15 protein-coding genes are annotated in these 12918 nt (G+C 69.8%); 2 read left to right on the top strand and 13 right to left on the bottom strand.

Annotated elements, in window-relative coordinates:
* Positions 1-11: 11 nt before the first annotated feature.
* Entirely contained in the window at positions 12-866 is an 855-nt protein-coding gene (locus CP973_RS00380; protein WP_150236492.1) for a helix-turn-helix domain-containing protein, read from the bottom strand.
* 240 nt (positions 867-1106) lie between these two features.
* Between CP973_RS00380 and CP973_RS00375 the strand changes: the two genes are divergently transcribed.
* Positions 1107-1553 carry an ATP-binding protein gene (locus CP973_RS00375; protein WP_150236490.1) on the top strand — a complete coding sequence of 149 codons (447 nt, stop codon included), beginning with the start codon at positions 1107-1109 and terminating at the stop codon, positions 1551-1553.
* On the top strand, positions 1550-1759 hold the full coding sequence (locus CP973_RS00370) for a hypothetical protein (RefSeq protein WP_150236488.1): 210 nt from the start codon (positions 1550-1552) through the stop codon (positions 1757-1759). Before CP973_RS00375 ends, CP973_RS00370 begins: the two co-directional genes overlap by 4 nt.
* A gap of 461 nt (positions 1760-2220) precedes the next feature.
* On the opposite strand, the gene CP973_RS00365 is transcribed toward CP973_RS00370, so the two are convergent.
* The 12 genes from CP973_RS00365 to CP973_RS00305 form a co-directional block, all read right to left on the bottom strand.
* Entirely contained in the window at positions 2221-2352 is a 132-nt protein-coding gene (locus CP973_RS00365) for a lasso RiPP family leader peptide-containing protein (protein WP_244409672.1), read from the bottom strand.
* A gap of 164 nt (positions 2353-2516) precedes the next feature.
* Positions 2517-2774 carry a hypothetical protein gene (locus tag CP973_RS00360; RefSeq protein ID WP_150236484.1) on the bottom strand — a complete coding sequence of 86 codons (258 nt, stop codon included), beginning with the start codon at positions 2772-2774 and terminating at the stop codon, positions 2517-2519.
* On the bottom strand, positions 2771-3022 hold the full coding sequence (locus CP973_RS00355) for a hypothetical protein (RefSeq protein WP_150236482.1): 252 nt from the start codon (positions 3020-3022) through the stop codon (positions 2771-2773). The genes CP973_RS00360 and CP973_RS00355 overlap by 4 nt, the downstream gene beginning before the upstream one ends.
* A 68-nt stretch (positions 3023-3090) precedes the next feature.
* Positions 3091-3915, bottom strand: coding sequence for a peptidoglycan-binding protein (locus tag CP973_RS40610; RefSeq protein ID WP_150236480.1), 825 nt, complete (start codon positions 3913-3915; stop codon positions 3091-3093).
* Positions 3916-3993: 78 nt separating this feature from the next.
* Positions 3994-5445 carry a collagen-like triple helix repeat-containing protein gene (locus CP973_RS40605; RefSeq protein ID WP_150236478.1) on the bottom strand — a complete coding sequence of 484 codons (1452 nt, stop codon included), beginning with the start codon at positions 5443-5445 and terminating at the stop codon, positions 3994-3996.
* A 13-nt stretch (positions 5446-5458) separates the two neighbouring features.
* Positions 5459-6202 carry a hypothetical protein gene (locus CP973_RS00340; protein WP_150236476.1) on the bottom strand — a complete coding sequence of 248 codons (744 nt, stop codon included), beginning with the start codon at positions 6200-6202 and terminating at the stop codon, positions 5459-5461.
* A complete protein-coding gene (locus tag CP973_RS00335; protein WP_150242905.1) occupies positions 6202-7290 on the bottom strand; it encodes a hypothetical protein in 1089 nt (362 codons plus the stop codon). The genes CP973_RS00340 and CP973_RS00335 overlap by 1 nt, the downstream gene beginning before the upstream one ends.
* Before the next feature lie 33 nt (positions 7291-7323).
* Positions 7324-8325 (bottom strand): hypothetical protein, encoded by a 1002-nt coding sequence (locus tag CP973_RS00330; protein WP_150236474.1) that lies wholly within the window; start codon positions 8323-8325, stop codon positions 7324-7326.
* Between the two features lie 13 nt (positions 8326-8338).
* Positions 8339-9259 carry a phage distal tail protein gene (locus CP973_RS00325; RefSeq protein WP_150236472.1) on the bottom strand — a complete coding sequence of 307 codons (921 nt, stop codon included), beginning with the start codon at positions 9257-9259 and terminating at the stop codon, positions 8339-8341.
* A 1-nt stretch (position 9260) separates the two neighbouring features.
* Positions 9261-11666, bottom strand: a complete 2406-nt coding sequence (locus CP973_RS00320) for a phage tail tape measure protein (protein ID WP_244409667.1) — start codon at positions 11664-11666, stop codon at positions 9261-9263.
* Between the two features lie 233 nt (positions 11667-11899).
* Positions 11900-12385 carry a DUF7426 family protein gene (locus tag CP973_RS00310; RefSeq protein WP_150236468.1) on the bottom strand — a complete coding sequence of 162 codons (486 nt, stop codon included), beginning with the start codon at positions 12383-12385 and terminating at the stop codon, positions 11900-11902.
* A complete protein-coding gene (locus CP973_RS00305; protein WP_150236466.1) occupies positions 12385-12909 on the bottom strand; it encodes a phage tail tube protein in 525 nt (174 codons plus the stop codon). Before CP973_RS00305 ends, CP973_RS00310 begins: the two co-directional genes overlap by 1 nt.
* Between the last annotated feature and the right edge of the window lie 9 nt (positions 12910-12918).

Below are 12918 nucleotides of genomic sequence, written 5' to 3'. Positions count from 1 at the left end.
TCTCGGTGTTCTCACAGTTCTCTTGCGATGTGGTGGATGAAACTGCGCGAGTCGTCCGGGTTAAGTGACGCACGCTCGGCTGTATCGAGCAACAGGCGGTACCGGTCCAGATCGGCGGCCGCATCCAAGAATCGACCGCCGAAAGGGGTGTCGAGGTGGATCGTGTCCAACTGCGGGACTGGGCCACCGGCGTACATCACCGTCTGAGTGACCTCAACGAAATCATCGCTGCTAAACGGAATCACGCGCAGGGTGATCTCTGGCCGGTGGGACACCTCAAGCAGTCGTTCCAACTGCTCCTTGGCTACCTTGCGCCCACCAATGCGCATACGCAACGCAGCCTCATGCACGATGGTCTGAAACGGTGGCGGCGTTTCGCGGGCGAAGATCACCTGGCGGCGCATCCGGTGTTCGGTGCGGGCGTTGACCTCGTCAGCCGGCAGTTCGGGCAGTACACCGGCGAACAGGGCGCGTACGTAGTTCTCGGTCTGTAGGACGCCAGGGATGGTCACCGGCTGCAAGCAGCGGAGGCTCGTGGCGTGGTGCTCCAACTCGGCGATGTCGAGGAAGCCGGGCGCCAGGATGCCGCGGTACTCGTCCCACCAGTGTTGGCCGCGATGCTCGCGCGCTATGGCGCAAAGCGCGTCGACGAGCGCGGTGTCGGTGCAGGCGTAGAGCACGGCAAGCCGCCTGATGCGGTCCTCGCTGATGCCGACCCTGCCCGCTTCGATGTGGCTGATCTTCGCTTGGTCTGTCGAGATGAGGCCAGCAGCCTCCCGGGCTGTCTTGCCTGCGAGGTCGCGCATCTTTCGCAGCTCGGCACCAAGACGCGTTTGGCGTGCGGTCGGGTTGTCCCTTGGCGGCATGGCACCTCTTTCGGCTCGCCCACAGTGTCCCGCGTAATCGTGCACCTGGTCCACGGGGCGAACCAACCTGGGGGCCAATATTGTCCCGGGGCATTTTTGGCCCTATGGTCCGTGGTAGTACCGCGCAGCACGCCGGTAAACCCGCAGTGCGGTCGCTCGCGCACGCCTTCAGACGTGCCCCGGGGAGCGGCAGGGCCACGGTGGCGCGCAGCGCGTAAGACCGCGTTGGGAGACGTAGTGATGACTCTCGCACCCCCGGCACCACCGCCCGCACCCCCCGAAGCGCACCGCTCGTTCCGGTTCGATCTGCCCAGCGGAGACACCGCGCCCAGGATCGCCCGGACCGTGGTGGAAGACCTGCTGACCCTGACCGACGCCGACGAACTCGCCGCCGACGCAAAGGCGCTGGTTAGTGAGCTGGTCACGAATGTGTATCAGCACACCCGAACGGCCGTCGTACGGCTCGACGTTGCCGTGCATCCGAACTCTGTGCGCGTGGTCGTGTGGGACGACGCCCCCGGTAGCCGACTCCTCAGCCTGCGCCCCCTGCACGACGACGTAACCGGGCGCGGCCTGCTGCTCGTTGACGCGTTCGCGTCGCGCTGGGGCGTCTACCAGCCCAATGTCGAGGAACGCCGACGCAAGGGCGTGTGGTTCGCGATCGACCGAAAGGACGCTGCCTTATGAGGCGCCTTGCCGAGGCGGTCGCAGAACCGCCGGTGTACGTGACCTATGTGGAGGGCGACCCGCGGCCGGTGTGGCTCCACATCAACGACATGCAGCACCACGCCGAGTTAAGCGTCGAGCGCGCGGTCGAGCTGCTGCAAGAACTCGCCGAAGTGCTCGGACAGACCATCTTCGACCCGTCGGTGCACCAGGTGATACGGCCGTGAATGGCACACACCTGGTCTGGGGCCTGTTCATCATCGGCGTGTGCTGCGCGGCGGCTGTCCTGCTCATCCACTGGGCAACGTGGCCGGCCCCACTGCGCGGCGTCACGCCCCCGCCGCCTGATCGGCGCGGGTACCTCTACACCTGCCATTGCAGCGCGTACGACGGACCCGTGCGGATCTTCATCGACGTGGACGACGAACCACGCCGCGGCCGGGACCGGCCGCCCACACGCCACCGCGTCCGCTCGTCCCATGCCTTCCCAACGCGGCGGCGGGTGGACAGCGGCGGAGAGGGGAGCGAGTGTGCCCCCCTCGCCGGTAGCCGAACAGGCATACCCGCGAGGTGATGAAACCCCCTCTGACGGGCCCGCCGGCCACAAGTCGGCGGGCCCGCCGCATGTCTGGGAACGCAAAGAGCGCCCCCGCTCCGGCGCATGGCCGGAGCGGGGGCGTGAAGTTGATCAGAAGTTCAGGAACATCCCGCCGAAGTTGTCGTAGCTGTTACCGACGAACCCGCGCGTCAGTTCTGTGAAGTCGCCAACTTCCGCCAGTTCGGGCTTCTCGTACTCGATCTCTTCGTGAATGTCCGGCATGGTCACGCTCCTTCCGTCAGCCACGCCACTTTGCGTGTTCCGTTAGATGCTGACGTTGCCTGGGCCGCGTGTGGATACCTCGCAAGGGTGGGTGTGCAGTACGCGGGCGTGACGGCTCGCGGAGCGCGTGCGCGGCGCTTGCGCGCGTCGGCTCGGGCGCGGAGTCAGCGGGTGGCGGTGGCCTGCCACAGGGTGACCAGAACGCTGACGGTGGCGACCAGGGCAGCGATGCTGGGCAGGGGCCACCGGCGGCCCTCGACGGCGTCGAGGCGCTTGTCGAGGTCGGCGAGGGCCCGGTCGGTCTGGTCGGACCGCTGTACGAGCAGGGACAGAGCCCCGTCGACGTGGGCGAACCGCGTCTCGATCGTGCCGCGGAGCCGTTCCAGTTCGAGGGCGACCGCGGGCGCGTCGGGGTCGGTCACACGCCGCCCCCGTCCTTACGGGCCGGGTCCTGGTCGTCGACCAGGCCGAGGCCGACGCGGTCGAGCTGGGCCTCGACCTGCGGCAGGGCCATCACGCGCGTGAGGCCACCGGCGACGGCGAGGGCGCCGGCCACCCACGGCAGCGTGTCGGGGATGCCGGATGCGTCGATGATTGCGGGCAGGGCCAGGGCGAACGCAATGATCGTCTGGAGGATCGTGCGGGTGGTGCGCTTGTTCTCGGGGGACAAGAGGGGTCCTCTCGGGGAAGGTGGGCGGGCCCGCGCGGCGGCGCGGGCCTGTACGGGTGGGGTGAGGGTCAGACCTTGGGGACCTTTAGGGCGTCCCACTGACGGCGGCCGGGCCACCCGTCGCAGTACTGCGGGGCGTCGCCGAGGCGCTTCTGCCACTTGCGGAACGACTCGCGATCAGCGTTGGTCCACTGCGGGCCGGGCCCGTCGGAGTACGCCGAGCAGCCTTCTTCGACCAGGCGGCGGCCCATCGCGGTCACGATCGGGGAGCGGGGCGACCGCTTGAACCAGTCGGCGCCCGGGAACGGCTCGTACTCGGTAGGGGCCGGACGGTCGTTGCCGGCGGGCAGGTCGTCGGCGGACGCCTGGTGACCGAAGAATGTCACGCCGCGGCGGCCCTTCCATGCCGGATCGGCCAGCACGACACCCTCGGGGTAGTCCGGGATGCCGTACCCGTAGACGTAACTCGACTTGCGCGGGCGGGACTTCAGGTACACCCCGTCGCCTTCCGAGCTGCCGTTCGCGTTCGTATTGGCTTCCACGGTGGTGATCGTCGAATCGGTGTACGCGATGCAGATACCGACGTGGCTACCGCCGCCGGGCCCGAAGTACACGGGTCCGGCGATCACGGGGTACTCGGTGAACCGACCGCGGCGGCGGAACCAGTCGACGCCGACCGCACAGGACGCGGTGACCGGGGCAAGGTGGGCGCATCCGGCCTGCCGGAAGACCCACGAAACGAAGGTCGAGCACCACGGCTGACCCTGCGACCACTCCAGCCCTGGTACGGAAGGGCTGTACTTCTGGACGTTGTTCCAGCGCCCGCCGGAGCGGCCCTCATGGGTGCCGACCTCGGCGCGGGCGGTAGTGATGACGCGACGTGCGTAGGACAAGAGGGGGAAACCTTTCTGCGGGCACACGAAAGCCCCGGCGCGGTGCGCCGGGGCGTGGTGGTGCGAAGCGGGGCGGGGTTAGCCGAGGGCGGCCCAGTAGCACGTGTTCGCCTCGGCCATGTCGGCGAGGCGGAGCGTGGCGGGCAGGCTCGTAAGGGTGGTGCTGGAGGTCTGGAGCCAGCGGTAGACGCCGCTGGTCGTGACCTGCCGCGGGCCGGACACGGTGCCGGTGCTGGGGGCCCAGTTGGCGGCGGCGAGGTACGGCACGCTGGTGCCGCTGCCCTTGATCAGGATCGCGACGTAGTACCCGCCCGCGTCGAGCTGCACCGGGGCCGTGAGGTTGTAGGGGGTGAGCGATCCGCCGATGCGGTGTTCCTCGACCCACGTCGAGGCTAGGTTCGCGGTAGTGGCTATCCGGTTGAGGGCGGTGTCGTAGATGCCCATGTACGCCGCTGTGACGCCGCTGCTGGGCTTGTTGAACCCCATGGTGTGGCAGGCAACGCGGCTGATCTTGGCGGCCTGGCGGAGCGGCACGCCGACCAGGTACAGGCGTCCGGCCTGCGAGGGCGCATCCCCCGGGGTCGGGGAGGACGGCGCGAGGTCGTACGCCCACGCGGCGAGGCCGTAGTCGGCCGGCCCCCACGTCCCGGCGAGGTACGGCGGCAGCTGCGCGGTCGGCACATCGCCGGCCCCGTCGAGGGTCGCGACGCCTCCGGCAGTGCCGGCCGCGGCGGCGGGGATCGCTCCGACGCGCGCGGCGTCGAGCTGCACGTCGGGCCCCTTGTCGCCGTTCACGGACATCACGCCGCCCGCGGTGATCGGGGGGAGCTGGGCGGCGGGTACGCGTCCGTCGGCGTCGAGCTGCGCGACGCCGCCCGGTGCGCCCGGCGCGGTGTCCGGGACGGCGTGCACGTCGGCGGCGTCGAGGGTGACCTCGGCCGCGCGGTGGCCGTTGACGGACTGGACGACGCCGGGGGCGCCGTCCTTGCCCGGTGCTCCGTCGGCTCCGGGCGGGCCCTGCTCGCCGCGGTCGCCGCGGGGGCCCTGTTCGCCGCGTGGGCCGGTCGCACCCTCCGGCCCGCGCGGTCCGACCAGGGAAGCGAGCCAGTCGGCGACGGTGCCGGAGAAGCCGTTCGCGAGGGCCACCTCGTAGGCGCTCTTGCCGCGTACGGCGACGTAGTTGGGCTTGCTGGGGTCGGTGGGCGCGATGTCGGCGAGGTCGACCTGCGGTGTCTCCGCGGGCAAGAGGACCTGATAGCTGCGGCCGTTGGGGATTCCGGCGAGCTGTTCGGCGACGGTGTACGACCAGCCGGACGGGTCCATGTGCGGGGCATCGGTCGCGGGCAGGCGCGCGGTGATGCGGCCCTGCGCGTCGAGCGTCGCCACGACCGGCCCGCCGAGGATCACGTCGGACTCAGGAAAGGTCACCTGCCCGGGGGCGCGGAAGGTGACGGATCCGGACAGGGGTTGCCCGTCGGGGGAGAGGAAACGGCCGGTCACGGTGACGACGGGGATGTTCTCGGGCAGCACGAAAAGGGCGCTCCTAGTTCGCTTCGTTGGCGGTGGTGGTGTTCACGCCCCAGATGCCTTGGCACCACGCCTCACCGGTCCCGGTGCCGCTGGCGCGGCGAGCCTGAAGAACAAGGCCGGCGGCCTCGGTGTGCTTCAGCCGGTGATCGCTGGGGGTGAACCGTTGGGTGGTGAAGACTTCTTTGCCGCTGGACGTGATCGCCTCGCCGAGCTGCGACAGCTCCCCACCGTGGTTGATCATCAGGCGCGCCTCCGCGGTCGTGCCGCTCGGCGCGTAGACCGACCAGGACGCGGTGAGTACGGCGTGTTGGGCTTGGAACCGCCCGGCGTGTGTGGTGCGCCATTCGGACCCGGTGACCAGGGCGGCCGGGGACATGGGGATGGGCACCCACGGGCGGCCGAGGTAGCCGTCGGCGTAGTAGTCGTCCATCACGAGCACGTCGCCGCCGCGCGACCACAGCCGGATCATTTGCCGGATGTCGTCCCCGTCGAAGTTGTTGTTGCCGACCTGTACGGCGGGGGTGCCATCCTCGCGGGCCAGCAGCACGTACCAGTCTCCTCGCGGGCCCTGCCCGGTGCCGAAAGTGGTGTGCCCACTGGGGGCCTTGACCCGCAGTTGTCCGCCCTCGCCGATCGTCACGGTGCCGTGGTTGATCGTGTTCAGCGCGGGCCGTGTCTGCGCTCGGCCGGACAGTTCCCGCACCTGCCGTTCGAGGTTGCGAATGCGGTCGAGCAGGTCGAGGGGGATGGCAGCCATCAGGCGGTCTCCAGATAGAGCTTGGCGGTCTCGGGGGTGCCGCGGGAGGGCGGAGTGATCGCGATGCCGACGACGCGGTACCGCGCGTCGAGCCCGTCGGGGAACCACAGATCGCGGATGCGCAACCTCACAGCGGCGCCGAGCAGTGCGGGCGAAATCGCGTCGGTCACGCGCACGGTGATCTCAGGAATGGTGAGCGGTCGGCGGGCGGCGGCCCAGTCCGCACGGGCGTGCGCGTCGAGCGTGGCCTGCTGCTCGACGGTCGAGTGATCGCTGCTCCCGTCCAGCCGCGGCCAGCCGGCCGCGATGTCATCCTCGGCGACCAGGAGCTGCGACAGCATGGGTACGGAGTCGACGGCCTGGTTGCTGTTGTCGGACGCGCCGCGCGACTGCCAGACGTTCGCCTGCCCGGTCGCGTCCACCGGCCACGAGTAGGTCAGAACCGGGCCCGGGTGGTCGAGGACGATGTCGGCCGTACCACTGCGCAGCGTCGGGGCCCCCAACCGCAGGCGCTTGACGCGCCGGCCGGACTCCGGATCGCGGTACGACGCGATGCGCCACTCAAACCCACCCTCGACCGCGCCCAGCTTGGCGAGCAGATCGCGGATCGTGGGCAGGTCGTACCGGCTGTACGTGCGGTCGCGCAGCATCCCGGAGGTGTGCGTGTCGTACTCAATGCCGATGTCTCCGCCGGCGGCCTGCTGCGCGTAGTCGACCAGCTGCCGCGCGATGTCGAACTGATCGACCCCGGCCGCGGTCATCGTGTCGTACAGCAGCCGGTGATCGAGGTACGAATCCCACGTGGCGGCCTGAATCTGCATGGACAGAAACCCGCGGTTGCTGCTGGACACGTTGGCGGTCCACAGGATGCCGCCCCACCAGATCTCGCGGCCCCGCTCGACCCACACGGCCGTACGGCCGGGCGTCACCGCGCGCCGCACACGGCCCGCAAGAGCGGCGTTAGGTATGGGGATGGTGGCGCCGAGCGACCCGCTCTTGCCGATCCAGTCATCAAGGGACACGCCCTGTATGGGCAGGGCGTCGATGATCTGGTCGGTGCGCAGGTCGCAGAACAGGGCCCGATACATGGGGGCGGACACGGCCACCCCCTGTCACATGGGTCAGTCGGTCCACCAGGAGCAGCCGAACGCCAGCCAAGAACTGGTTGCACGCTGGAAAGCGGCGGTGATCTTGCCTCGGCCGCTGATCTCGCCGCGGACGGTGCCGGCCGGAGAGGTCGCACTGACCTCGCATCCGAACGACACCTCGGCGTACGAGGTGGGGGACTGCGTGGGCCAGTACGTCTGGGGCAGGGTCAGGCCCGGTAGGGGTTGCCCGTCGGCGGGGATGAGTCCGGCGGTGCGTAGGATGCGCCCGCGGAGGTGGACCTGCGTGCCGCACTTCCTGATCTGGAAGGGGTACGCATTGCTGGAGAACCGCTGATAGCCGGTGGGCAGCGGGAGATCGATCCAGCCGGTATCAGCCGGGTACGGCTGCCACGCGGACGCCGCGGCGGACCAGCGTTCCAGTCCGGTGCCCGTGTCACGGTACTGCCCGTCGTAGGCCCCGGGGTAGGACGCGGGCCCGCCGCGGGGGATGATCCCGCCGTACGCCGCGGTGTAGCGGCGCCGGTCGGTCAGCGCAGACGCCCAGTTGATCCCGCCGACGCCGGCGGACGTTCCCGCCGGAACCGTGATGTCCCACAAGGCGAGGCAGGCGGGCGGCAGGGTCGGCGGCGTGGGGGTGTCGGAGCGGTCGCCCTGGATGATCTCGACCGTGGCGAGGGTCTGCTCGCTGGTGTCGTACAGCCCGTCGAGGATGCGGAGCACGACGGTGTCGATACGGCCGTACTGCGCGTCGCCGTCCGCGACCGTCAGCGTCTCCGGGGCCGTCACGGCGACCGGATAGGCGCCCTGCGCGGCGGTGCCCTGCACCACGGCGCGGCCGACACCGATCTGCACCTGCATGGCGCTCACACCGACGGCGGCGAACGGCTGCCCTCCGGCGATCACACCGGCGCGCGAGGTCATTTCGTCCTCCGGCGCCATGGTCCCCACGGGCGCGGTGCGGGTGTCCTGTCGGGTCTGCCCAAGGGGCAGCAGCCAGGCGGCGCGCACGGTCACGGGCGGTTTCTCCTTACCAGTAGGCCGAGCGGTAGCGCACGGTGACGCTCGCGCGGGGGTCGGATGATCCGGGCGCGGCCCGGAACGCAAGCTGTGCGACACCGGGGGCGAGGGTGAATGCCTGCTCCGGGACCGAGCGGGCGGTCGCGGTGTGCAGGCGCGAGGCGCCGCCGTTGAGGGTGACGGTGCCGGCGTTGGTGTCGACGTGCAGCACGTCGTCGGGGGCGAGGTCGATGTCGTACTCGACCGCCTCGCCCGTGCGCAGATTCGTCAGGCTCGGCCGGGCGACCGGGCCCCGGAAGACGATCACGGGGTGTGTGTCGGTGTCCCCCTCGTTGACGGCGATCAGGGCACCGGTCGAGCCCGGGGCGCCGAAGTCGACGCCCTCGGGGCTGGGAACCGTGTTCCAGTCGAGGTGTTCGGGGCCCGGGTCGAGGTGCCAGTCGAGACCGGGTTCGGGGGCGGGCAGGCGGGTCTCGATGCGCTGCTCGGTGAGGGAGTAGAGGCGCGGGTCGGTGGCCTCGAACTGGATCGCGCCGCCGATGCTCGCGCCGATGCGGTACCCGGTGTCGACGGGGATGGAGCGGCGCAGGCACCGGGCCCAGCACATCAGCGGCGGAGCGTCGTCGAGGCGGATCACGAGCGGCAGTTCGTCGTCGCGGAGTGCGAGGTGTGCGGACAGGGTCCGTACGGCGGCCGACATTGCGCCAGGCGCCGTACGGATCACCAGCCCATCCACCGTGATTGTGCGCGGCTGTGCATACAGCGGCCCCGGATAGGCGCCGTGCCCGTCCGAGCGGGCAACGGTGCCCGAATCGAGGCCGGGCGTATCGATCCAGCCTGTGAGGGACTTCCAGCGCACGGCGGTGCCGGGGCCGAGCAACAGGTCGCCGTACTGGATGTGGCCAGGCAGGGTGACCAGGTCGCCGGCCATGTCACCCCCTGCCCTTGGCGTGCCAGGCCAGCGCCGCGGCCGTCTGATCAGCGGACGCCGATCCGGCGTGCCAGTTCTCGATGTGCACCGCGGGCGCCATGCCCCCGCCGAAACCCGGGCCGTACGACGGTCCGCCGGCGGCGGCGAACTGCGGCGCGGGCGGAACACTCACGAGATTGCGCATGGTGCGGTCGATGGCGGGGGCGCCTGCCTTGATGCCCTCGACGACACCGGCCGGAATGAACTTGCCGATCTTGTCGCGCATCAGGCGCGAGGGCGAGTGGATGCCCAGCGCGCGGGCGATCGGCCCGGGGATCATGTCCTTGGCCCAGCTCGTCAGTTTGCGTGCCAGCCACGGGCCCATGTTGCGAATGCCGTTCCACAGGCCGCGGATCAGGTCGAGGCCCTTGTCGTAGAGCATCGATCCGAAGTCGCCGAAGAACCCGACGATCCGGCCCGGCAGTCCGCGTACGAAATCGAGCATTTCCCCGGCCTTGCGCTTCGTGCCCTCCTTGATGGAACTCCAGTGCTTAATGATCAGCCCAACGAGAGTCCAGTTCAGGAAGAAATCGACGATGCGGCCCGGCAGGGCCTTGACCCAATCGACGATGGCCGTCCACACGCGCTGAGTTCCGGCCTTGATGGAATCCCAGTGCTTGATGATGATGCCGACGAGGGTGAAGTTCAGGAACAGGTCGATCAGGAATTGACCAACGGCCTTGATCTTCTCCCAAATCCAGTCCCAGACGGCAGCCGTCTTCGCCTTGATGGAATCCCAGTTGGAGACGATCAGCGCGACCAGGCCGACAACTGCCGCGATGATCAGCGGTATCGGGCCCATGGCCAGCAGCCACGCCGCGGCCATCCGGGCGCCCTGGATCATGGACTGCGCGCCCATGAGCACCCAACCGGCCACCACGCGCGCGGCGTTGACCGTGGCGGCGGCACCCTGCGCCGCCCACCCGGCCAACGTCATAGCGTTCGAGGCGACGAACCGCGCCGCGCCGGTTACCGCGGCGGCGCTCTGCGTGGCCCAGCTCGCGACCACGGCCGCGCCGGTCGTGGTGGCCTGTACGCCGAGGCTGACCAGGGTGGGCAGCATCAGGAGCGTAATCACGCTCGCCGCGATCGTCAGGGCGGTTGAGTTGCGGGATACGAAACCCGTGACGGTGTCCCACTTGGAGCCGAGCGAGAGCACCCACTGACCCAACTTGATCAACGCCGGGACCACGTACGTGCCGATCACCTCGACGGCACCCTGCGTCAACGACCGCTTGAACTTCTCAATCTTGGTGGCGGCGTTGTCGCGCATCGCGTTGCCGGCCGCGTCGGTGGCGCCCTTGACCTTGCCGAGGGCCTGCACCGCGTGCGCAGGATCGAGGGCGTAAATCGCCTGCTGCATGTCCTCGAACTTCGTACCGAACAGTCCGAGGGCGATCTCGCTTTTCTTCGCTGGGTCTTTGACGGCCCGCAGTTTCGTGATGACCTGCTCGAAGGCTTTCCCGGCGGCCGGTCCGCCCTTCTGGAAAACAGCCTGCATCTTCTCGCCGGACAGGCCAAGATCCGCATACGCCTTTTTCGTGGCGTCGTTCATCCCCTGCGCTTGCAGAGTGAACTCTTTCAGCGCGTCGGCGACTACGTCGGCATCGCGCGCGCCGCCCTTGAGTCCCTGCTGAAGCAGGCCCATGGACGTTTTCGCGTCGAGGCCAAGCTGCCGGAATTCGGTTGGATACTCACTGAATGTGTCGAGCAGATCCTCGGCGGTATCGATGCCGTTCTGGGCGCCCTTGACAAGAACGTCCATGGCCTCATCCGCCGATTTGGCGAGGCCGTTTTTCATCATCGTGCCGACGGCACGAGAGACCTTGGAAACGTCCTCGCCCATGACGGCGGCGGTGTCCGCCACCCGTCGGCCCATCGTCTGGACCTGTGCCTGTGTCGCCTCCGGCGGCAGCAGGCCATTCCTGGCGATGCCCTTGATGATCTCGGCGCCGTCCTGCACTGAGTCGACGACCGCGCCCGCGTACAGATCGCCGGCGACCTTGCCGTACTTGGCGGCCACGGGCCCGGTGGTGCCGAGCTGCGCCTGAAGCTGACCAGGGATCTTGCCCTGTTCGAGGGCCGAGCCGATACCCGCGATCAGCGCGCCACCGATGGTGGCGCCGATCGCCGCGGCGGCGATCCCCTTCTTCAGGGCCTCGCCGACCTTGCTTGCCGCGCGGCCTCCGCCGCGCTCGGCCCCGTCGGCGACGCCGTCGCCGAGCTGGCGGCCGGCCTGCTGCCCGCTGCTGCCCGCGTCGGCGGCCATGCGGTCGCCGCCGGCGCGCATGGCGGCCTCGGCGCGGCGGATACCCGCACGGGCCCCGCTGTCATCGACCCGGATGGTTGCGGCGAGTTCGCCGACCATGAGAGCCACGGGCGCTCACCTCCGGGGGGTCGTGCCTCCCGGTGCGGGAGCGTCTTGCGAGGGGGCGAGCGTTCGGGCCAGCCGCGATTCAGCGGAGAGCAGGCCGAGGATGCGCAGGCGCAGCCAGCGCCAGGAACGGGCCCGCAGGATGCCGGGGGCGCCCAGGTCGATGCCGTAGACCTCGTGCAGGTCCGCCTCGACGAGCGGCCACTCGTCGAGGATGCGGCGCCACGTCAGCGCGGCGCGCGGCCCTTGCCCGCGGGGCGGGGCCTGGCCTTCGGGCCACTCGTACCACTCGTAGAGCCCCGATTCGGGGTCGACTTCGCCGCGCCCGACCGGGCCCGACGCTCCGCCCGATTCGGGGCCAAGCGGTTTGGGTCGCCGCCGGAGTTCCAGAACGCTTCGGCGGCGGCCTTGTCCTGCGCGATCCACACCATGGCCGTGATCGCCGAGTGTTTGAGGGCGGGCCACGGCACGCCGTCGGCCACCATCTGACCGTGCGCGGTGCCGAGCACGTCGCGGAACAGGTCGCGCTCGGCCGCGTCGCCGAGTACCTGCTCGTCGACGCGTCCGCCGTCGGCGGCGACCGCCGCCGCGTTGATGATCGCCTGCACCCGCAGGCCGACCTCGGCGGACGGGGCGGGCACGGTGTAGACGGTGCCTGCGACGGGGAGTTGCAGGGTCTCGTCGAGGAGTTCGCCGAGTTCCTTGAACGCCATTACGCGGCCCCCTTCTCAGGGGTCAGCGTCTTGCCGGTTCCAGCGGCGGGGTTGGTGATCTCGGTCAGCGGGCCCGACCCGGTGAGTGTGATCTTGACGGTGTCGAGTTCGTCGGCGCCGCCGCCGTCCGGCTCCCAGGTGACCAGGGCCGTGCCCTGGTAGGCGTCCGGGGCGCCGTTGCGGTCGTAGTACCGCACCCGCACATACGAGCCAGCACCGAACGCCATCGATGCCTTGCGCAAACGTTCCTGCACGGCGTTGAAAACGCCGGTGGTCGGGTGGGCGCGGTGCGCGATGGTCGTCTCGATCGACCAGGCGAGCATGGTCACGGTCTGCTCGACCCACCCCTCGGCGTCGTACGTCGTCGACTCCTGCTGTGTGGGTTCGATCTTCGGCGCGAACTCGGTGATGCCGGGTAGCAGCGTCCAAGCGGGGGTGGTGCCGTCCGTGCTCATGTCGATCTCGCACCGGTACCGGCGCGCAAGCGCGGTGATCGTCTCGGCCGGCGGCGTCGGGGTGCTCACTGGCGCCTC

It is taken from the genome of Streptomyces albofaciens JCM 4342 (assembly GCF_008634025.1).
GTDB lineage: Bacteria > Actinomycetota > Actinomycetes > Streptomycetales > Streptomycetaceae > Streptomyces > Streptomyces albofaciens.
This window is presented reverse-complemented; position numbering and strand designations above follow the sequence as displayed.